This is a genomic window from Rhodococcus sp. 320_ES (assembly GCF_059691855.1).
The window spans coordinates 827,571-845,678 of sequence record NZ_JCAWAG010000001.1; the positions used below are offsets into that span (position 1 = coordinate 827,571).

The following is an 18,108-nucleotide window of genomic DNA, read 5'->3' on the forward strand; positions in this document are numbered from 1 at the left end:
GTTCGCACTCACGTCACCGTTCAGCGGTCACCGGCGCGTCTAGAGTGGAAGTCGAACGAATCACGAAAGAAGGGATTCCGTGACCACATCGGTCGGCTTGGGCATGCCATCTGGACCCGCCCCCACACTTGCTCCTCGGCGCGTCACGCGCCAGCTGAAGGTCGGCACCGTCGGGGTGGGTAGCGACTCGCCCGTCTCCGTGCAGTCGATGACGACGACGAAGACCCACGACATCAACGCCACCCTCCAGCAGATCGCCGAGCTGACCGCATCCGGATGCGACATCGTGCGCGTCGCGTGCCCCCGGCAGGAGGACGCCGACGCGCTCTCCGTGATCGCGAAGAAGTCGCAGATCCCCGTGATCGCGGACATTCACTTCCAGCCGCGCTACATCTTCGCCGCGATCGACGCCGGTTGCGCCGCCGTTCGCGTGAACCCCGGCAACATCAAGGAGTTCGACGGTCGCGTCGGCGAGGTCGCGAAGGCGGCGGGTGCGGCCGGCATTCCGATTCGCATCGGTGTCAACGCCGGGTCGCTCGATCCGCGGCTGATGAAGAAGTACGGCAAGGCGACGCCCGAGGCGCTGGTGGAGTCCGCGCTCTGGGAGGCGAGCCTGTTCGAAGAGCACGGTTTCGGTGACATCAAGATCTCGGTGAAGCACAACGACCCTGTGGTCATGGTCGAGGCGTACCGCCAGCTGGCCGCGAAGTGCGACTACCCGCTTCACCTCGGCGTCACTGAGGCAGGCCCGGCGTTCCAGGGCACCATCAAGTCCGCGGTGGCGTTCGGCGCGCTGCTCTCCGAGGGCATCGGCGACACCATCCGCGTGTCCCTGTCGGCGCCGCCCGTCGAGGAAATCAAGGTGGGCAACCAGATTCTGCAGTCGCTGAACCTTCGCCCTCGCAAGCTCGAGATCGTGTCCTGCCCGTCGTGTGGTCGTGCGCAGGTGGACGTCTACTCCCTCGCCGACGAGGTGAGCGCTGGTCTGGAAGGTATGGAAATTCCGCTGCGCGTCGCCGTGATGGGCTGCGTCGTCAACGGACCCGGCGAGGCTCGCGAAGCGGACCTCGGTGTTGCGTCGGGCAACGGTAAGGGCCAGATCTTCGTCAAGGGCGAGGTCATCAAGACCGTGCCCGAGGCGCAGATCGTCGAAACGCTCATCGAAGAGGCCATGCGGATCGCCGAACAGTACGAGGGTGACGCCGAGTCCGGATCGCCTGTCGTGTCGGTGAGCTGATTCGTCACCGATCGGCACGCCATTCATGGCATTCTGTATCGGCGGCGTGGCGCGCAACGGAATCTGTGCGCAAGAGAGGTGACGACGGGTGCTCAAGCTTCTCGGTGCCAAGCCGTTGGGTGTGCGTGACACCAGCGAAGTCCTCCGCGTCCTGAACGCGGACCCCGTCGCGTCGTGCATGGTTGCTGCGCGTGTCGAGGAGTCGGGTGTCCAGCCGCGGCAGATCCACGGTGAAATGTGGAGTCGCGGTGGACCGTCGATGTCGTTGTGTTATTCCGGCGCTAATCTTGTTCCCCTCCGCGGTGATACCGACGATCTGCGGTCCTTCGCCGACCGTGCGAGCCGCGGTCCACGACTGTGTTCGTCGCTCGTCGGTCGAGCCGAGTTGACCCTGCCGCTGTGGGAGATGCTCGAGGGGGACTGGGGTCCGCCCCGCGAGGTGCGCGCCGAGCAGCCGTTGCTTGCGCTGGACTGCGCGCCGTCCGCGCCGCCGGATCGCGGCGTCCGGCTGGTGACGATGGACGAACTCGACATCTACCTCACCGCCGCCATCGCCATGTTCATCGAGGAGGTCGGCGTCGATCCGCGCGCCGGTGACGGCGGCAGGGGATACCGCCGCCGGATCGCCGGTCTCATCGCGGCCGGCCGCGCGTGGGCGAGATTCGAAGAGGGCCAGGTCGTCTACAAGGCCGAAGTCGGGTCGATGTCGTCGACGGTCGGTCAGATACAGGGTGTGTGGGTGCATCCGCTCTTCCGCGGCCACGGCGTCGGCTCGGCCGGAACCGCGACCGTCGCGGCGTCCATCGTGGCGGGCGGACGCACCGCGAGCCTCTACGTGAACAGCTTCAACACCGCTGCGCGCGGTGCCTACGCACGCGTCGGCTTCCGCCAGGTCGCTACCTTCACGACCGTTCTCCTGGACTGATCCGCTCTCCCGACACCGGCGATTCGTGACGGGGTGAGCTCGCTTCCGCGACTTACGATGTCGAGTGATGTCTCTCCTCCACCGCGGTACCGCACTTGCCTCCGCTCTGCTCGTGTCGGTCGGTCTGGTTGCCTGCACACCGAAGCCTCTCGGACCCGAGTCGGCCGCGGAGTCGTTCGTCTCGTCGTTCGCTGCGCGCGACACGGCGGGCGCGGCCGAGCACACGGATCGAGTGGATACCGCGTCGGCCGCGCTCGACGCAGCGTGGAACGGGCTGCAGGCCGAGTCCATGACGGCCACCACGGGTGCCGTCGCCGTGAGCGGAGACACCGCGACCGTCGATTACACCTACACGTGGCAGCTTCCGAAGGACCGCGTGTGGACCTACGACGGCCGGTTGAACATGGGCCGACGCGACGGCCAGTGGGTGGTGCGGTGGACCGCGACGGACGTCCACCCGCAGTTGGGCGACACACAGACCATGGTGCTCCGGTCGACGGCCGCCCCCCGCGCACGCGTCAACGAACACGCGGGCTCGGACGTCCTCGTTCCCGGTGAGGTGCATCAGGTTCTCTTCGACGCCTCGGCGTCCGCCGACGTGGTCGCTACCGCAACCTTCCTGCAGCGCACGATCGCACCGTTCGATCCCACGATCACGGCGCAGTCCATCGTGGAATCCTCCACTGCGGCAGCCGGCCCGTACTCGGTGATTTCGCTGCGGGACGACGACTACGACAGCGTCGCCGCGCAGCTCGCGACGATGTCCGGTGTCACCGTCTCGGAACAGGCCGATCTGGTGGCCACCGATCGCACGTTCGCTCCCGACCTCATTTCGCAGGTCAAGAAGGCGGTCTCCGACGACGTCGACGGCAAGGCAGGGTGGTCCGTCGTCGCGGTCAACTCCAACGGCAGCGACATCGGGGTGCTGACCGAGACTGCGCCGCAACCCGTTCCGTCGTTCTCGGTGAGCCTCGATCGGCCGGTGCAGGTGGCAGCACAGAACGCGGTGAACGCGGTGCCCACCGACCAGGCGATGATGGTCGTCATTCAGCCGTCCACCGGTGCGGTCCTGGCGGTCGCGCAGAACAAGGCCGCGGACCGCGACGGGCCGGTGGCCTCGATGGGCCTGTATCCGCCCGGATCGACCTTCAAGATCGTGACCGCGGGCGCCGCCATCGCGACGGGCCTCGCAACGCCGAACACCCCGGTTCCCTGCCCCGGACGAATCGAGATCGGGGAGCGCAGCATCCCGAACTACAACGAGTTCGCTCTGGGCACGGTGTCGATGGAGACCGCGTTCGCGCGGTCCTGCAACACCTCCTTCGCCAAGCTCGCCAGCGAGATGCCCGCCGACGCGCTGACGGTGTCCGCGTCCAAGTTCGGTATCGGACCCGACTACGGCGTGGTGGGTCTGCCCACCGAGTCCGGATCGGTTCCGCCGGCGTCGGATCTGGTTCAGCGCACCGAGGACGGATTCGGGCAGGGCAAGGTGTTGGTGTCGACGTTCGGCATGGCGCTGGCCGCAGCCACGATCGCCCATGGGTCCACTCCGGTGCCCCACCTGATCATGGGTGACGACACCACGATCGACGGCGACCATCCGAGCATCGACCCGGCGATGGTCGACGGTCTGCGCGGGATGATGCGCACGGTGGTGACGAGCGGAACCGCGCTCCGCATCGCCGATCAGGGCGAGGTCTACGGCAAGACGGGTGAGGCCGAGGTCGAGGGCGGATCACACGCGTGGTTCGTCGGATACCGCGGCGACCTCGCGTTCGCGACACTGGTGGTGCGGGGAGGAAGCTCCGACAACGCAGTCGCGGTCACTCGAGACATGATGACCGCACTCCCCGAGGGTTACTGAGCAAACAGAAACCCGACCGACCTCCGGCCTGCCCGCCATCCAAACCCGACCGGCCTCCGGCCTACCCGCCATCCAAACCCGACCGGCCTCCGGCCTGCCCGCCATCCAAACCCGACCGGCCTCCGGCCTGCCCGCCATCCAAACCCGACCGGCCTCCGGCCTGCCCGCCACCTAAACTGGTCCCATGTCCGTCCGCACCGCTCTCGCCCCCGGCACCGTGTCGCCCGTTCTGCCCGTACCGAAATCCATCGAGGCTCCCGAATACGCCTGGAAGCCGACCGCGAACGAGGGCCACGAGCCCTGGGTGCAGACTCCCGAGACGATCGAGAAGATGCGTCTCGCCTCCACCATCGCCGCCCGAGCGCTGCAGGAGGCGGGGAAGGCGGTGGCCCCCGGGGTCACCACCGACGCCCTGGACCGGATCGCGCACGAGTACATGATCGATCACGGCGCGTACCCGTCGACGCTCGGCTACAAGGGATTTCCCAAGTCCTGCTGCACGTCGCTGAACGAGGTCATCTGCCACGGCATCCCCGATTCGACGGTGATCCAGGACGGGGACATCGTCAACATCGACGTCACCGCGTACATCGACGGAGTGCACGGCGACACCAACGCCACCTTCCTCGCCGGTGACGTGGCGGAGGACGCGCGGCTGCTCGTCGAGCGCACCCACGAGGCGACGATGCGTGCCATCAAGGCGGTCAAGCCGGGTCGCGCGCTCAACGTGATCGGCCGGGTGATCGAGTCCTACGCACACCGTTTCGGATACGGCGTCGTGCAGGACTTCACCGGACACGGCATCGGAACCACGTTCCACAACGGACTCGTCGTGCTGCACTACGACCAGCCCGACGTCGACACCGTCATCGAGCCGGGGATGACGTTCACCATCGAACCCATGATCAACCTCGGCGGCATCGAGTGGGACATGTGGGACGACGGGTGGACCGTGCTCACGCGCGACCGGTCGTGGACGGCGCAGTTCGAGCACACCCTCCTGGTCACCGACACGGGCGCGGAAATTCTGACCCTGCCCTGATGGGCGCACTTCTGGTCGCCGGCACGACGTCCGATGCCGGCAAGAGTGTGTTGGCCGCTGGGCTGTGCCGTCTGCTGGCCCGGCGAGGGGTGTCCGTCGCGCCGTTCAAGGCGCAGAACATGTCCAACAACTCCGTCGTCACGCTCGACGGCGGCGAGATCGGCCGCGCTCAGGCCATGCAGGCGCTCGCGTGTGGCCTCGAGCCCAGCGTGCGATTCAATCCGGTGTTGCTCAAGCCGGGTGGTGACCGGACGTCCCAACTCGTCGTGCGGGGGAAGGCCACCGGTCACGTCGGCGCAGCCGACTACATGTCTCACCGGACCCACCTGCGAGAGGTGGTCGCAGACGATTTACGTTCGCTCCGTGCGGAATTCGACGTCGTGATCTGCGAGGGCGCCGGCTCGCCCGCCGAGATAAACCTCCGAGCAACGGATCTCGCGAACATGGGGCTCGCGCGTGCCGCCGACATTCCGGTGATCGTGGTCGGCGACATCGATCGCGGCGGTGTGCTGGCTCATTTCTTCGGAACTCTGGCTGTTCTGGAGCCGGAGGATCAGGAACTGATCGCGGGCTTCGTGGTGAACAAGTTCCGCGGTGACCCAGCTCTGCTGGCACCGGGCTTGGACCAGTTGCACCGCCTGACCGGTCGGCCGACCTACGGCGTGGTCCCGTACAGCGACGAACTGTGGCTCGACGCCGAGGACTCGCTGTCCACGGTCGCCGACGCACCGGTGGGGCGTCAGGCGCCGCCGGTGGGGGAGCAGTGGCTGCGTGTTGCCGCCGTCCGGCTGCCGAGGGTGTCCAACTCCACCGACGTGGAGGCTCTGGCGTGCGAGCCCGGTGTGAGCGTGGTCTGGTCCACGGAGCCTTCGCGACTGGTCGACGCCGACCTCGTGGTCGTCCCCGGGTCCAAGGCCACGGTGTCGGATCTGCAGTGGATGCGGCGCAACGGAATTGCGGACGCGCTGATCGAACGTGCCCGCGCGGGTCGACCGGTTCTGGGTATCTGCGGGGGCTATCAGGTGCTCGGCCGGGTGATCGTCGACGAGGTCGAATCCGGGGCAGGGGAGGTGGCGGGTCTGGGGGTGCTCGACCTCGACATCACCTTCGATCCGGTCAAGACTCTGCAGCGCGTCACCGGCACGGGGTGGGGAACCGCGGTGTCCGGGTACGAGATTCATCATGGGCGCGTGAGCCGAAGCGGGGACGACTTTCTGCTCGACGACGAGGGTAGCCGGCGCGGCGCTGTGTTCGGAACTCACTGGCACGGATTGTTCGAGAGCGACGACTTCCGGCGGATGTTCTTGACCGAGGTCGGAAAGCTCTCGGGCCGTGCGGAGTTCGTGGTGGCGACGGACACCGACGTGTCCGCGGTGCGGCGTGCACAGCTCGATCTGCTGGCCGATCTGGTCGAGACCCACGTCGACGTGGAAGCTGTCCTGGCACTGACAGGCGACCGGCAGAGCCGGCGGCCCGTGGTGGAAACCAGGTTAGGGGGACGTCCGTCGCAGAGCGGCCCAGCCGCCGAGCAGTGAAGCGATGCCCACGACCACCGGGATCAGAACCATGCTCACGAAGCGCGGTGTGTCGGCGATGGCGTCGCCGACGGTGAGCCACGCCTGTCGCCAGGCGATGAAGATCAGGGTTCCGCCGATCACCACGATGGCGGCGGCGCCCATCGTCATCAGTCCGAGGAGCTTCCACCGGAGGTAGATCGTCCCGATCAGCAGGCCCAGGCACGAGACGAGGAAGAACAGGGCGATCAGTGTCAGAAGCCGAGTCGGTGGCGAGCTCGTGAGGTAGTCGAAGATGCCGAACATTCTCATGTGCACCCCCCATCCGGAGGTGGCCGTCTCCACCAGGGACAACAGGTAGACGATCGTTCCGAAGACCACGGATTGGACGAGCCCGGTCAGCGCGGTCGCGGTGAAGAACTCGCGTCGGGTGACGCTGAGGCCGAGTGCGAACGGAAACGTCTGCGTCATGGCTTGGACGTAGAAGCCGATGCCGAAGAAGAACACCGACGTGACCCCACCGGTGAACTGTGTCTTGCCGTCTGGATTGGGGATGGCGAGGAAGAGAATCCACCCGATTGCGAAGGCGATGAACAGAATTGCGGCAGGTGCGCCGATCGCCAGCGGCCACGCGACGGTGTGCATGCGGGCCACCCGGAGGATGCGCGGCGCCGGTGAGGGACGTGCGGGAGAGAGTGTGGCGGTCATGCGACCGTCTCCTTCCTGTTCGTGGTGCTGTCGACGACCAGCTGCTGAAGCGACACCGGTTCGAGTTCGAGTCCGAGCGAACGCGCCCGAGAGCGTTCGAGTTCGCTGATGGCGCCGGTGATCGTCGCGCGGGCGAGCGATCCCAGCTTGCGTCGATGTATGACGCCGTGACCGGCGGTGAACTCGTCGACGCGCGCCGCCGGGCCCGAGACGCTGACGGTGCGGCCGCGCAGATTGTCGGTGTCGTCATCGAGGACGACGGTTCCGCGATCGATGAGAACGACGTGTTCGATGAGGTCGCTCACCTCGTCGATGAGGTGGGTCGACAGGATGACGGTGCGCGGATTCTCGGCGTAGTCCTCGAGCAGGCGGTCGTAGAACATCTGTCTCGCGGCTGCGTCGAGCCCCAGGTACGGCTCGTCGAAGAACGTGAGGGGTGCACGGGATGCCAATCCGATGATCACGCCGAGTGCGGACGTCATACCGCGGGAGAGTTTCTTCACCTTGCGGGAGGTCGGGAGGTCGAAGTCGTCGAGCAACCGCTCGGCAAAAGCGTTGTCCCACTGGGGGAGCAGCCCTGACGCCGCCGTCAGAACGTGCTTGACCCGAAAGTCGTCCGGGTAGCGCTGGCTCTCCTTGATGAAGCAGATGTTGCGGAGTGTCTCGGGGTTCTCGTACGGGGCGTGCCCGAACACCTCGACCGTCCCGGTGTCCGCCCAGGACTGTCCGGTGAGGATCTGCATGACGGTGGTCTTGCCGGCTCCGTTGCGGCCGAGCAGTCCGTAGATGCGGTTCTCCTCGATGTCGAAGCCGACGTCGTCGAGCGCCGTCACGTCACCGAATCGTTTGTGTACACCTCGTACCGAGGCAACTGTTCGGGTGTCGGTCATTGTTCGTCCTCCCAGGCGTCGATGAGTTTCTTGAGCTCTTCGGTGGTGATGCCGAGCTTCTCGGCTTCCGCGATCAGGGGCCGGATGTACTGCTCGGAGAAGCGCTCACTTCGGCGGTAGCGCAACGCATCTCGTGATCCGGTGGTCACGAACATTCCGATGCCGCGCTTCTTGTAGACGATTCCGTCGGCGACGAGTTGGTTCAGTCCCTTGCCGGCGGTGGCGGGGTTGATGCGGTGGAACGCGGCCAGTTCGTTGGTCGACGGAACACGAGATTCTTCGGCGAGCGTTCCGTCGATGATCTGGTTCTCGAGCATCTCGGCGATCTGCAGGAACAGGGGCCGGTCGTCATCCATGCACCTCACCAGCCTTCTTGGCTAGTTGGTTACGTGGTTCATCACTCATGTAACTAACCATATAACCGAAGAGTCGCCGACACAATATCGACGTGGCATAAACTTTCGCGCCATGACCTCCGAGACCGTGTCGGTACGTGTGGGTGGCCCCGATTCCGGCGACGTGGTGTTGCTGATTCCGGGTGCAGGCGACCCGGACACCGTGTGGGATGCCGTCGCTCAGCGACTACACAACTCGGACCTGCGCACCGTCACGATCGACTCCGTCGACGGGCTGACGGACGCACGCGTGCTCGCGACCCTCGACGAGTTGAAGATCCCCTGGGTCAATCTCGTCGGTCACCGAGAAGGCGCAGACGTCGCGTGGTCACTCGCGGCCCGCACCTTCGGCCGGTTCGTCAGTCTCGTCGCGATCGACCGCGGTCATCCCGGTGCCGATTGCCCGCCCGTCGAGGTCCGCACGACCGTGGTCGTATCGGATCCAGCGAAACAGCCCGAGGCGGACACGAGCGGACGCAAGGTGTTCGGCGACTTCCGCATCGTCACCCTCGATCCCTGTGCGTGCGCCCCCGTGGACGCTGCGCCCGCCGTGGCGACGGAGATCGTGATGCGGACGAGCGCGTGGTGAGGCTCGCGTCGAGCTAGATATCGAGGCCCAGCAGGGCGTTCTCGACCACCTCGGGAAGCGCGGGGTGAATCCAGTACTGCCCGTGCGCCACCTCGAGAGCGGTCTGCCCGAAGCTCATGGCCTGGATCAGCGGCTGAATCACGCTCGACGCCTGCGCGCCGATGATGTGGGCTCCGAGCAACCGGCCGGTGCCGCGCTCGGCGATGATCTTGCAGAACCCTTCGTGGTCCTCCATCGCCCATCCGTACGCCACGTCGGAGTAGTTCTGCACCTTGACCGTGATGTCCGCACCGGACTCGCGGGCTTCGTCCTCCGTCATACCCACCATGGCGATCTGCGGATCGCTGAACACGGCGGACGGAACGAAGCGGTGATCGATCGCGCGTAATGCGTCGGGGTTCAGCAGATTGTATTGCACCACACGAGCTTCCGCGTTGGCGACGTGCTTGAGCTGGTAGGGCGAGGACACGTCACCGAGCGCGAAGACGCCGTCGGCGGTGGTGCGCTGATTGTCGTCGACCTTCACGCGGCCGTCGTCGTGCATGTCGACACCGGCTGCCTCGAGATTAATCGCGTCGCCGTTGGGCAACCGACCCGCCGCCACCAGGACGGCGTCGCCGTGCACCTCGGACCCGTCGGAGAGTGACAGCACCGTTTTCTCGCCCTCGATCCGCGCGCCGACGGTTTCCACGTGGAGGCGGACGTCCCACTTCTTCTGGGCCAGTTCGGTGAAGTGCTTCGAGACCTCGGCGTCGAGGCCGCGCAGGAGTGCGTCCTTGCGGGCGAGGATGGTCACGCGTGATCCGAGCGCGGAGAAGATGTGCGCGAATTCGGCTGCGATGTAACCACTTCCGACGATGATCAGGCGTTCGGGCAGCTCGGGGAGCCGCATGATGTCGTCGTTGGTGTGGTATTTCACGCCGCTCTCGGCGATCACATCGGGAATCATCGGGCGAGAACCGGCGGCGATCACCACTCGATCCGCGGTCACGATCTCACCGGTTCCCGTGTCGATGCGCCGCGGACCGACGAACCGGGCGTGGCCCGAGTAGAGGGTCACGTTGGGCGACCCCTCCCGGCGGTACTTCTCGCCGCCCACCGCGATCGGGTCGATCCGCCCGAAGACGCGGTCCACGATGTCGGTCCAGCGAACGCCGTCGATGTGCGCATCGACGCCGTACCGAGACGACTCCCGGATCGTCTCCGCGACCTCGGACGCGTAGACGAACATCTTGGTCGGAATGCATCCGACGTTGATGCAGGTGCCGCCGAACGTGCTCTCTTCGAAGATCGCCACGGTCTTGTCGGCGAAGCGCTCGTCGACGATCGTGTTGCCGGACCCGGATCCGATGATGGCGATGTCGTAATGCTTGTCGGTCATGCGTCCGCCCTGATCTCTGCGTGTTCGCCGCCGGACTTCGCGGCGGTGGAGGAGGACTCGAACCAGTCGAGCCAGGAGTCGAGTTCGGCGAAGGCCTGTTTCAAGGGCTCCTTCGTCGACAAGAACACGTCGTGACGGGCGCCCTCGACGGGGACGATGGTGCTTCGGTCGCCCAGGCATCCGGCCCAGCGAGCGATCTGGCGGACGTCGAGAACGGTGTCGGCCGCGTCGACCTCCGGAATGTACTTCTTGGAGAAGCGAGTGACCTTGGACCGCAGGACGAGCGACGGCACGCCGATGTCGAGCCCGCGGTGCAGAGCGGCGTGCCCGCGGCGAACCGCGCGAATCCATCCGAACTTGATGGGGAAGCCGGCCAGCGGTTTCCACTTCAGGTCGTATGTCCACTCGCCCTTGGAACCCGCCGCGATGCTGACCCCGTAGGTGTCCAGTTTGCTGCCGGGAACCGTGGCGGTGGGACGAGCCTTGCCGATGACGTCGATGAAGGACGTGCCGACACTGCGGATGGCGGGTGGGCCCTGCAGGTCGAACCACGGGCTGTTGAGGACGAGGCCGCGGATGCCCGTCGCGGACGTGCCGCCGGCCGCGGCGTTCAGCCGGTCCAGCCACAGCGGGACGATGAGGCCGCCGGTCGAGTGCGCCATGAACAGCACGTCGGCGCCGCCGGTCTCCTCTCGCACCAGCTCGAGTGCGCGGCTCAGTTCGGCGTCGTATTGATCCAGGTCTGTCGTGAAGTGCGGTGTCTGACCGTCGCGCAACGAGCGGCCGCATTTACGCAGGTCCAGCGCGTAGAACCGATACCCGCGCGCAGCCCAGTGCTCGGCGAGGTGGGTCTGGAAGAAGTAGTCGGTGTATCCGTGCACGTAGATGACGGCTGCGCCCGTCGACGGGGCTGCGGCGGGGCGATACCGAACCAGGGTCGCCTCCACGTCTCCTTCGCCGTCGGGGTCCGGTCCGAGGGGAATGGTCAGTTGCTCGTATCCGTCGCCGAGTACGTCGGGCGCCCATGTAGTCACCCTCACAGCGTAATGCGCGTTACTCGCCGGTTCGGAGGGGCACAATCGGGTAAACGAACGAGGTGCCAACGTGGGCACCCAGGGACGTAAGGATGTCGACTCCAGTGGCCGAACACGAGCTTTCGAAGCAATCCGCACCCACCACGACCGATGTCGTCCTGGTCGGGGCAGGGATCATGAGCGCGACGCTGGGCACGCTGCTTCGTCAAGTGGAGCCCAACTGGTCCATCACCACCTTCGAGCGCCTCGACGCCGCAGCGGCCGAGAGCAGCGATCCCTGGAACAACGCGGGCACCGGCCACTCGGCCCTGTGCGAGCTGAACTACACGCCTCAAAACAAGGACGGCTCAGTCGACATCAGCAAAGCGCTGAACGTCAACGAGCAGTTCCAGGTGTCGCGTCAGTTCTGGACGTACGCCCTCGAGCACGGCGTGCTGTCCGACCCGAAGAACTTCATCAACCCGATTCCGCACGTGAGCTTCGTGCACGGCGCCGAGAACGTGAAGTACCTCCGCGCTCGCTACGACGCACTCGCGGGCAACCCGCTGTTCCCGGACATGGAGTACATCGACGACGAGGACGAGTTCAGCCGTCGCCTGCCCCTGATGGCGGCCGGCCGCGACTTCTCCGAGCCCGTTGCCCTCAACTGGAGCGACGGCGGCACCGACGTCGACTTCGGCGCGCTGACCAAGCAGCTCCTGAACTACGGCGCGGCGTCCGGCGGAACCATCCACTTCGGCCACGACGTCCGCGACATCTCCAAGGAGTCCAACGGAACGTGGACCCTCAAGGTCGAGAACCGTCGTACCGGTGAGGTCCGCAAGGTCAACGCCAAGTTCGTCTTCGTGGGGGCGGGCGGCGGCGCCCTGCATCTGCTGCAGAAGTCCGGCATCAAGGAAGCCAAGGGCTTCGGCGGCTTCCCGGTCAGCGGCGAATGGTTGCGCTGCACCAACCCCGAACTCATCAAGATGCACTCGGCCAAGGTGTACGGCAAGGCGTCGGTCGGTGCACCCCCGATGTCGGTTCCGCACCTCGACACCCGAGTAATCGACGGAAAGCCCGGCTTGCTGTTCGGACCGTACGCCGGCTGGTCGCCGAAGTTCCTCAAGGCGGGCAAGACCACCGACCTCTTCTCGTCGGTGAAGCCCGGCAACCTGCTCCCGATGCTCAACGTCGGAGTGACCGAGCTGTCGCTCGTCAAGTACCTGGTCACCGAGCTGGCCCAGTCCGAAGGGGACCGGATCGAGACGCTGAGCGAGTTCATGCCGACGGCCAAGGCCGAGGACTTCGAGTTCGTGACCGCCGGTCAGCGCGTTCAGGTCATCCGGCCGACAGGCAAGGGCGGCAAGCTCGAGTTCGGCACGGCCGTGATCAACGCGGGCGACGGCACGATTGCCGGTCTCCTCGGCGCATCGCCCGGTGCCTCCACCGCGGTGCCCGCGATGCTCGACGTCATGAAGAAGTGCTTCGCCGACCGCTACGCGTCGTGGGAGCCGAAGCTGCGCGACATGGTCCCGTCGCTGGGCACCAAGCTCGCCGAGAACCCCAGCCTGTTCGAGGAGATCTGGGCACGCACATCGAGTGCTCTTCGACTCGATACCGCCACTCCTGCGGGCGATCGGTTCGCGCAGCCCGCGGCTGTGTGATAGCAACACGAGATGACGACAGCGACAGCAACTCTCAAACGATCATGGGCACTCGATCTGTCGAACCAGACTCTGTACGACCTTCTCAAGCTCAGAGTCGAAGTGTTCGTCGTCGAGCAAGCATGCGCATACCCGGAGCTCGACGGTAAGGACCTGCTCTCCGACACCCGCCATTTCTGGCTCGAGCGTGACGGCGAAATGGTCTGCACCCTGCGGTTGCTGGAAGAACACGACGACGGCGAGAAGTCGTTCCGTATCGGTCGGCTCTGCACGCAGCGCTCGGCGCGCGGTCAGGGCCACACGGTCCGAATCCTGCGGGCTGCGTTGGCCGAGGTCGGGTCGGCCCCGTGCCGCATCAACGCCCAGAGCTACCTGGTCGAGATGTACCGCAAGCACGGCTTCGAGCCCGACGGCCAAGAAGTGCTCGAGGACGGCATTCCGCATACGCCGATGCGCCGCGGTGGGGGAACGCCCGCGCAGAACGGGTGACCTCGCGGTTCGACTACTGTTGACCCGATGTCTTCCACTGCCAGTACGTCCCTGCACAATTCGGAGGTAGAGCACCCCGCCGGCTATCCGTTCAGCGCCGTCGTGGGACAGGACAAGCTCCGTCTCGCGCTTGTGCTGTGTGCCGTGCACACCGGGATCGGCGGGGTTCTGGTCCGCGGCGAGAAGGGCACCGCCAAGTCGACCGTGGTGCGTGCCCTCGCGACTCTGTTGCCGCCGGTGAACGACGAGAACGGTTCGCGCCCCGCCCGATTGGTCGAGTTGCCGGTGGGTGCGACCGAAGACCGCGTCGTCGGTTCCATCGACCTAGAGAAGATCCTGCGCGACGGCGAGCGAGCATTCCAGCCCGGACTGCTGGCTGCGGCGCACCGCGGAGTTCTCTACGTCGACGAGGTGAACCTGCTGCACGATCACCTCGTCGACCTCCTGCTCGACGCCGCGGCCATGGGGCGTGTCCACGTCGAGCGTGACGGTGTATCGCATTCGCACCCAGCGCGTTTCGTGCTCGTCGGCACGATGAATCCCGAGGAGGGCGAACTGCGTCCGCAGTTGCTCGACCGGTTCGGGCTGGCGGTCGACGTGACGGCGTCCCGCGACGTCGACGTCCGCATGGAAGTGGTCCGTCGTCGCCTCGCCTACGAACGCGACTCGGCCGCCTTCGCGGCGCGGTACGCGGCGGACGACGCCGACGTGGCGGCCGGAATCGCCGCCGCGCGCGAGCGATTGGACGACGTCGTCCTCCCCGAGACCGAGTTGCGCCGCATCGCCGCGCTCTGCGCGGCCTTCGATGTCGACGGCATGCGCGGTGACCTCGTCGTCGCGCGTACCGCCGCCGCCCACGCGGCGCTCCGGGGAGCCGACACGGTCACCGAGGAGGACGTGCGCGTGGCCGCCGAACTGGCGTTGCCGCACCGGCGACGGCGAGATCCCTTCGACGCTCCAGGGCTCGACGACGGCGAACTCGACCGGAAGATGGACGAGGCCGCGGCGCAAGCAGATCCGCCCGAATCCGATTCCGGGTCCGACCACGAACCCGATCCCGACGACGATCCGGACGGTGGCCAGACGCCTCCGAACGAGCCCGACGAGCCGCAGGCATCCTCCGACTCCCCGGACTCGTCCCCGAGTAGTACAGCGCCCAGCAACACAGCGCCGAGCAACACCTCCGCGACACCCGGCCGCGAGTTCGGCGCCAGACTGCTTCAGATACCGGGCGTCGGTGACGGCGCACCGGGACGCCGGTCACGTTCGCGTGGTGCGTCGGGTCGTGTCGTGCGCTCGACCACGTTCGGCGGCAACAGCATTCATCTGATCGGCACCCTGCTCGCCGCCGCCGAGAAGCACGTGGAGCGGGGCGGATCACGTGTTCGGATCGACGGCCGCGACCTGCGCGGTGTCGTCCGTGAGGGCCGCGAGGGCAACCTGGTGGTGTTCCTCGTCGACGCATCCGGCTCGATGGCGGCTCGGGATCGACTGTCCGCGGTAACCGGAGCCGTTCTCTCACTGCTGCGCGACGCGTATCAGCGGCGCGACAAGGTGGCCGTGGTCACGATGCGTGGCGCCGATGCCGAGGTGGTCCTTCCTCCGACGTCGTCGATCGACGTCGCGGTGCGCAGACTCGGCGATCTGAAGACCGGGGGTCGCACACCGCTTGCGCAGGGGTTCCTGCGCACAAGGGAACTGGTGCTCCGCGAGCGTGCGCGAGACCCGCAACGCCGCGCCCTGGTGGTGGTGCTGACCGACGGGCGGGCAACGGGCGGAACCGATCCCGTCGGACGGGCGAAGATCGCGGCGTCGCGTCTGGTCGCCGAATCGGTGGCGTCCGTGGTGGTCGACTGCGAGAACGGCATGATTCGCCTCGGACTCGCCAAGGACATGGCCACCGCCCTGCGCGGCGCGTACGTGTCGCTTCCCGAACTGTCCTCGTCGCAGGTGGCCGGCGTCGTGCGGGCCGCCGCATGAGCGGAGAATAGCCGTGCCGCAAGGAGTTCCGGTCGAGGGAAGCATCCCGGACGACGGCCTGACCACGCGTCAGCGGCGAAACCTGCCCGTCCTCGCCGTCCACACCGGTGTGGGCAAGGGCAAGTCGACCGCCGCGTTCGGCATGGCGCTGCGCGCGTGGAACCAGGGATTCGACGTCGGGGTGTTCCAGTTCGTCAAGAGTGCGAAGTGGAAGGTGGGCGAAGAGTCGGTCTTTCGCACACTCGGGGACCTGCACGAGCGGGACGGCGTCGGCGGAGCCGTCGAATGGCACAAGATGGGGTCGGGCTGGTCCTGGACGCGCAAACGCGGCGGCGAGACCGACCACGCGGCCGACGCACTCGACGGTTGGCACGAGATCGCCCGCCGACTCCGGGAGCAGACCCACCGGTTCTACGTTCTCGACGAGTTCACCTACCCCCTCAAATGGGGCTGGGTGGACGTCGACGAAGTGGTGGAAACCCTGCGAACCCGGCCCGGACAGCAACACGTGGTCATCACCGGCCGCGATGCCCCACAGGCCCTCGTCGAGGCGGCGGATCTGGTGACGGAGATGACCAAGGTGCGCCATCCCATGGACGCGGGCCGCAAGGGTCAGCGCGGGATCGAATGGTAGGCGCGGTCGTCATCGCGGCGCCCAGCTCGGGCAGCGGCAAGACGACCATCGCGACGGGCATCATGGGCGCCCTGCGCAACGCGGGAACGACCGTCGCGCCGTTCAAGATCGGGCCCGATTACATCGATCCGGGGTACCACTCCCTCGCTGCGGGTCGGCCCGGACGCAACCTCGATTCGGTGATGCTGGGATCCGACGCCATCGTTCCTCTCCTGCGGCACGGGAGCGCCGGGTGCGACATCGCCGTCGTCGAAGGGGTGATGGGGCTCTTCGACGGTCGGATCGCACTGTCGGACAGTGCATTCCCGCCTGCGTCCGCCGAGGGCTCTACCGCATCCGTCGCTGCGACGATCGGCGCTCCTGTTCTTCTGGTGATCGACGCCCGCGGTCAAAGTCAGAGCATCGGCGCTGTGCTGCACGGATTTTCGACCTACGACGAGAACGTCCGCATCGGCGGGGTGATCCTGAACCGCGTCGGCAGCGATCGCCACGAGCAGGTGTTGCGACAATCGTGCGAGCGCGTCGGCATCCCCGTCGTCGGTTCGTTGCCCCGCAGTGCCCAGCTCGACGTTCCGTCGCGGCACCTCGGGTTGATCACGGCCACCGAGTACGGTTCCGCTGCCGGGCAGGCAGTCACGGCCATGACCGAACTGGTCGAGAAGCACGTCGACATCGCGGCCGTGGCGCGGCTCGCCGCCACCGCACGTGTTCCCGTAGTGCCCGCGTGGTCACCGGAGGAAGCCGTCGGGACTCGGGCGTCCGGCGCGAGCAGACCGGTGATCGCCGTGGCCGGCGGCCCCGCGTTCACCTTCGCCTACGCCGAACACACCGAACTGCTCGCCGCGGCCGGCGCAGACGTGGTCACGGTGGATCCGCGTCACGACCGTCTACCGCCGCGCACCGCGGGACTCGTTCTGCCCGGCGGCTTTCCGGAGGAACACGCCGCGGAACTCGCAGCGAACAGCGACCTGATCGGCGACGTACGCACCGGCGCGGCGGCGGGAATGCCGATTCACGGAGAGTGTGCAGGCTTGCTGTACCTCGGCGCGACTCTCGACGGGCACGCGATGACGGGCGTGCTCGACACCGACGCGTCGTTCTCGCCGCGGCTGACCCTCGGCTACCGAACGGCGGTGGCGTTGACCGATTCCGTCCTGTTCCGGGTGGGGGAGCGCGTCACCGGCCACGAGTTCCACCGCACGCATCTGACCCACGCCGACGACTCGGCGCAACCCGCCTGGGGATGGAGCGGCGCGGCCGGTTCCGTGCGGGAAGGTGTCGTGTCCGGATCGGTGCACGCGTCGTATCTGCACACGCACCCCGCGTCCGTTCCCCACGCTATCGGTCGATTCGTCGACGCCGGTCGCCGATACCTCGGTGACGACTAGCGGCGCCGAGGTCGCGGTCGGAATCGGGTTACGCCCGGGCGCTGCCACCGACGACGTACGGCGACTGGTGCATTCGGTGCTTCGACCCGAATGGAGGATCGCCGTGATCGCCACACTGGACCGGCGCGCGGCGGAGCCGGCCGTCATCGATCTGGCCGCAGACCACGGCGTCGACGTCGTTGCTTTCGACGCGGCCTCCCTTGCCGTCGTCGACACGGTCGGCACGTCCCCGATCACGGCCTCCGCGGTGGGCACCGGGTCGGTCGCGGAGGCGGCCGCACTGCTTGCCTCCGGAGCCGACGAACTCCTCGCCGCACGGGTCACGAGCGCCACCGCGGTCGTTGCCGTCGCCGCGATGGCGGGCCCCGGACGGCGAGTGGCACTGTAGAGGG

Annotated in this window: 17 protein-coding genes; 12 read left to right on the top strand and 5 right to left on the bottom strand. The window is 66.9% G+C overall.

The genetic code is table 11. The annotated features are described in order from the left end of the window. Positions 1-79: 79 nt before the first annotated feature. The 5 genes from ispG (at position 80) to AC59JP_RS04220 (ending at position 6,603) form a co-directional block, all read left to right on the top strand. Positions 80-1,237, top strand: coding sequence for a flavodoxin-dependent (E)-4-hydroxy-3-methylbut-2-enyl-diphosphate synthase (gene ispG / locus AC59JP_RS04200; protein WP_497324355.1), 1,158 nt, complete (start codon positions 80-82; stop codon positions 1,235-1,237). 88 nt (positions 1,238-1,325) lie between these two features. Beyond that, the gene (locus AC59JP_RS04205) at positions 1,326-2,162 is read left to right on the top strand and encodes a GNAT family N-acetyltransferase (protein WP_497324356.1); all 837 of its coding nucleotides are present in this window, start codon (positions 1,326-1,328) and stop codon (positions 2,160-2,162) included. A gap of 67 nt (positions 2,163-2,229) precedes the next feature. Next, positions 2,230-4,026 (top strand): penicillin-binding transpeptidase domain-containing protein, encoded by a 1,797-nt coding sequence (locus AC59JP_RS04210; RefSeq protein WP_497324357.1) that lies wholly within the window; start codon positions 2,230-2,232, stop codon positions 4,024-4,026. Between the two features lie 184 nt (positions 4,027-4,210). Further along, positions 4,211-5,068, top strand: coding sequence for a type I methionyl aminopeptidase (map, locus tag AC59JP_RS04215; RefSeq protein ID WP_497324358.1), 858 nt, complete (start codon positions 4,211-4,213; stop codon positions 5,066-5,068). Beyond that, the gene (locus AC59JP_RS04220) at positions 5,068-6,603 is read left to right on the top strand and encodes a cobyric acid synthase (RefSeq protein ID WP_497324360.1); all 1,536 of its coding nucleotides are present in this window, start codon (positions 5,068-5,070) and stop codon (positions 6,601-6,603) included. The genes map and AC59JP_RS04220 overlap by 1 nt, the downstream gene beginning before the upstream one ends. Here the strand turns inward: AC59JP_RS04220 and AC59JP_RS04225 are convergent. Genes AC59JP_RS04225 through AC59JP_RS04235 form a run of 3 tightly spaced genes read right to left on the bottom strand, consistent with a single transcriptional unit; the run spans position 6,559 to position 8,536 of the window. Then, complete coding sequence (locus tag AC59JP_RS04225) at positions 6,559-7,290, bottom strand: ABC transporter permease (protein ID WP_497324361.1); 732 nt, start codon at positions 7,288-7,290, stop codon at positions 6,559-6,561. The genes AC59JP_RS04220 and AC59JP_RS04225 overlap by 45 nt on opposite strands. Continuing rightward, on the bottom strand, positions 7,287-8,180 hold the full coding sequence (locus AC59JP_RS04230; protein WP_497324362.1) for an ABC transporter ATP-binding protein: 894 nt from the start codon (positions 8,178-8,180) through the stop codon (positions 7,287-7,289). Before AC59JP_RS04230 ends, AC59JP_RS04225 begins: the two co-directional genes overlap by 4 nt. Then, entirely contained in the window at positions 8,177-8,536 is a 360-nt protein-coding gene (locus AC59JP_RS04235; RefSeq protein WP_497324363.1) for a GntR family transcriptional regulator, read from the bottom strand. Before AC59JP_RS04235 ends, AC59JP_RS04230 begins: the two co-directional genes overlap by 4 nt. Before the next feature lie 112 nt (positions 8,537-8,648). On the opposite strand from AC59JP_RS04235, the gene AC59JP_RS04240 reads away from it, so the two are divergent. Continuing rightward, positions 8,649-9,164 (top strand): alpha/beta hydrolase, encoded by a 516-nt coding sequence (locus AC59JP_RS04240; protein ID WP_497324364.1) that lies wholly within the window; start codon positions 8,649-8,651, stop codon positions 9,162-9,164. Positions 9,165-9,177: 13 nt separating this feature from the next. Here AC59JP_RS04240 and mtr read toward each other — a convergent pair whose 3' ends face one another. Continuing rightward, entirely contained in the window at positions 9,178-10,545 is a 1,368-nt protein-coding gene (gene mtr, locus AC59JP_RS04245) for a mycothione reductase (protein ID WP_497324365.1), read from the bottom strand. After that, on the bottom strand, positions 10,542-11,579 hold the full coding sequence (locus AC59JP_RS04250) for an alpha/beta hydrolase (protein ID WP_497324366.1): 1,038 nt from the start codon (positions 11,577-11,579) through the stop codon (positions 10,542-10,544). Before AC59JP_RS04250 ends, mtr begins: the two co-directional genes overlap by 4 nt. Before the next feature lie 92 nt (positions 11,580-11,671). On the opposite strand from AC59JP_RS04250, the gene mqo reads away from it, so the two are divergent. Genes mqo through AC59JP_RS04280 form a run of 6 tightly spaced genes read left to right on the top strand, consistent with a single transcriptional unit; the run spans position 11,672 to position 18,104 of the window. Further along, positions 11,672-13,225, top strand: a complete 1,554-nt coding sequence (gene mqo, locus AC59JP_RS04255; protein ID WP_497324367.1) for a malate dehydrogenase (quinone) — start codon at positions 11,672-11,674, stop codon at positions 13,223-13,225. A 12-nt stretch (positions 13,226-13,237) separates the two neighbouring features. Further along, positions 13,238-13,714, top strand: a complete 477-nt coding sequence (locus AC59JP_RS04260; RefSeq protein WP_497324368.1) for a GNAT family N-acetyltransferase — start codon at positions 13,238-13,240, stop codon at positions 13,712-13,714. Positions 13,715-13,741: 27 nt separating this feature from the next. Further along, positions 13,742-15,694 (top strand): VWA domain-containing protein, encoded by a 1,953-nt coding sequence (locus tag AC59JP_RS04265; RefSeq protein WP_497324369.1) that lies wholly within the window; start codon positions 13,742-13,744, stop codon positions 15,692-15,694. A gap of 13 nt (positions 15,695-15,707) precedes the next feature. Then, a complete protein-coding gene (cobO, locus tag AC59JP_RS04270; protein ID WP_497324370.1) occupies positions 15,708-16,328 on the top strand; it encodes a cob(I)yrinic acid a,c-diamide adenosyltransferase in 621 nt (206 codons plus the stop codon). Next, positions 16,322-17,716 (top strand): cobyrinic acid a,c-diamide synthase CobB, encoded by a 1,395-nt coding sequence (locus AC59JP_RS04275; RefSeq protein WP_497324371.1) that lies wholly within the window; start codon positions 16,322-16,324, stop codon positions 17,714-17,716. Before cobO ends, AC59JP_RS04275 begins: the two co-directional genes overlap by 7 nt. Then, positions 17,706-18,104 carry a cobalamin biosynthesis protein gene (locus tag AC59JP_RS04280; protein ID WP_497324372.1) on the top strand — a complete coding sequence of 133 codons (399 nt, stop codon included), beginning with the start codon at positions 17,706-17,708 and terminating at the stop codon, positions 18,102-18,104. Before AC59JP_RS04275 ends, AC59JP_RS04280 begins: the two co-directional genes overlap by 11 nt. The last annotated feature ends 4 nt before the right edge of the window (positions 18,105-18,108 follow it).

Bases quoted from the DNA above. Each gene is read 5' to 3' on its own strand.
- AC59JP_RS04210 (WP_497324357.1), top strand. From the start codon at position 2,230: ATGTCTCTCCTCCACCGCGGTACCGCACTTGCCTCCGCTCTGCTCGTG.
- map (WP_497324358.1), top strand. From the start codon at position 4,211: ATGTCCGTCCGCACCGCTCTCGCCCCCGGCACCGTGTCGCCCGTTCTG.
- AC59JP_RS04220 (WP_497324360.1), top strand. From the start codon at position 5,068: ATGGGCGCACTTCTGGTCGCCGGCACGACGTCCGATGCCGGCAAGAGT.
- AC59JP_RS04225 (WP_497324361.1), bottom strand. From the start codon at position 7,290: ATGACCGCCACACTCTCTCCCGCACGTCCCTCACCGGCGCCGCGCATC.
- AC59JP_RS04230 (WP_497324362.1), bottom strand. From the start codon at position 8,180: ATGACCGACACCCGAACAGTTGCCTCGGTACGAGGTGTACACAAACGA.
- AC59JP_RS04235 (WP_497324363.1), bottom strand. From the start codon at position 8,536: ATGGATGACGACCGGCCCCTGTTCCTGCAGATCGCCGAGATGCTCGAG.
- AC59JP_RS04240 (WP_497324364.1), top strand. From the start codon at position 8,649: ATGACCTCCGAGACCGTGTCGGTACGTGTGGGTGGCCCCGATTCCGGC.
- mtr (WP_497324365.1), bottom strand. From the start codon at position 10,545: ATGACCGACAAGCATTACGACATCGCCATCATCGGATCCGGGTCCGGC.
- mqo (WP_497324367.1), top strand. From the start codon at position 11,672: ATGTCGACTCCAGTGGCCGAACACGAGCTTTCGAAGCAATCCGCACCC.
- AC59JP_RS04260 (WP_497324368.1), top strand. From the start codon at position 13,238: ATGACGACAGCGACAGCAACTCTCAAACGATCATGGGCACTCGATCTG.
- AC59JP_RS04265 (WP_497324369.1), top strand. From the start codon at position 13,742: ATGTCTTCCACTGCCAGTACGTCCCTGCACAATTCGGAGGTAGAGCAC.
- AC59JP_RS04275 (WP_497324371.1), top strand. From the start codon at position 16,322: ATGGTAGGCGCGGTCGTCATCGCGGCGCCCAGCTCGGGCAGCGGCAAG.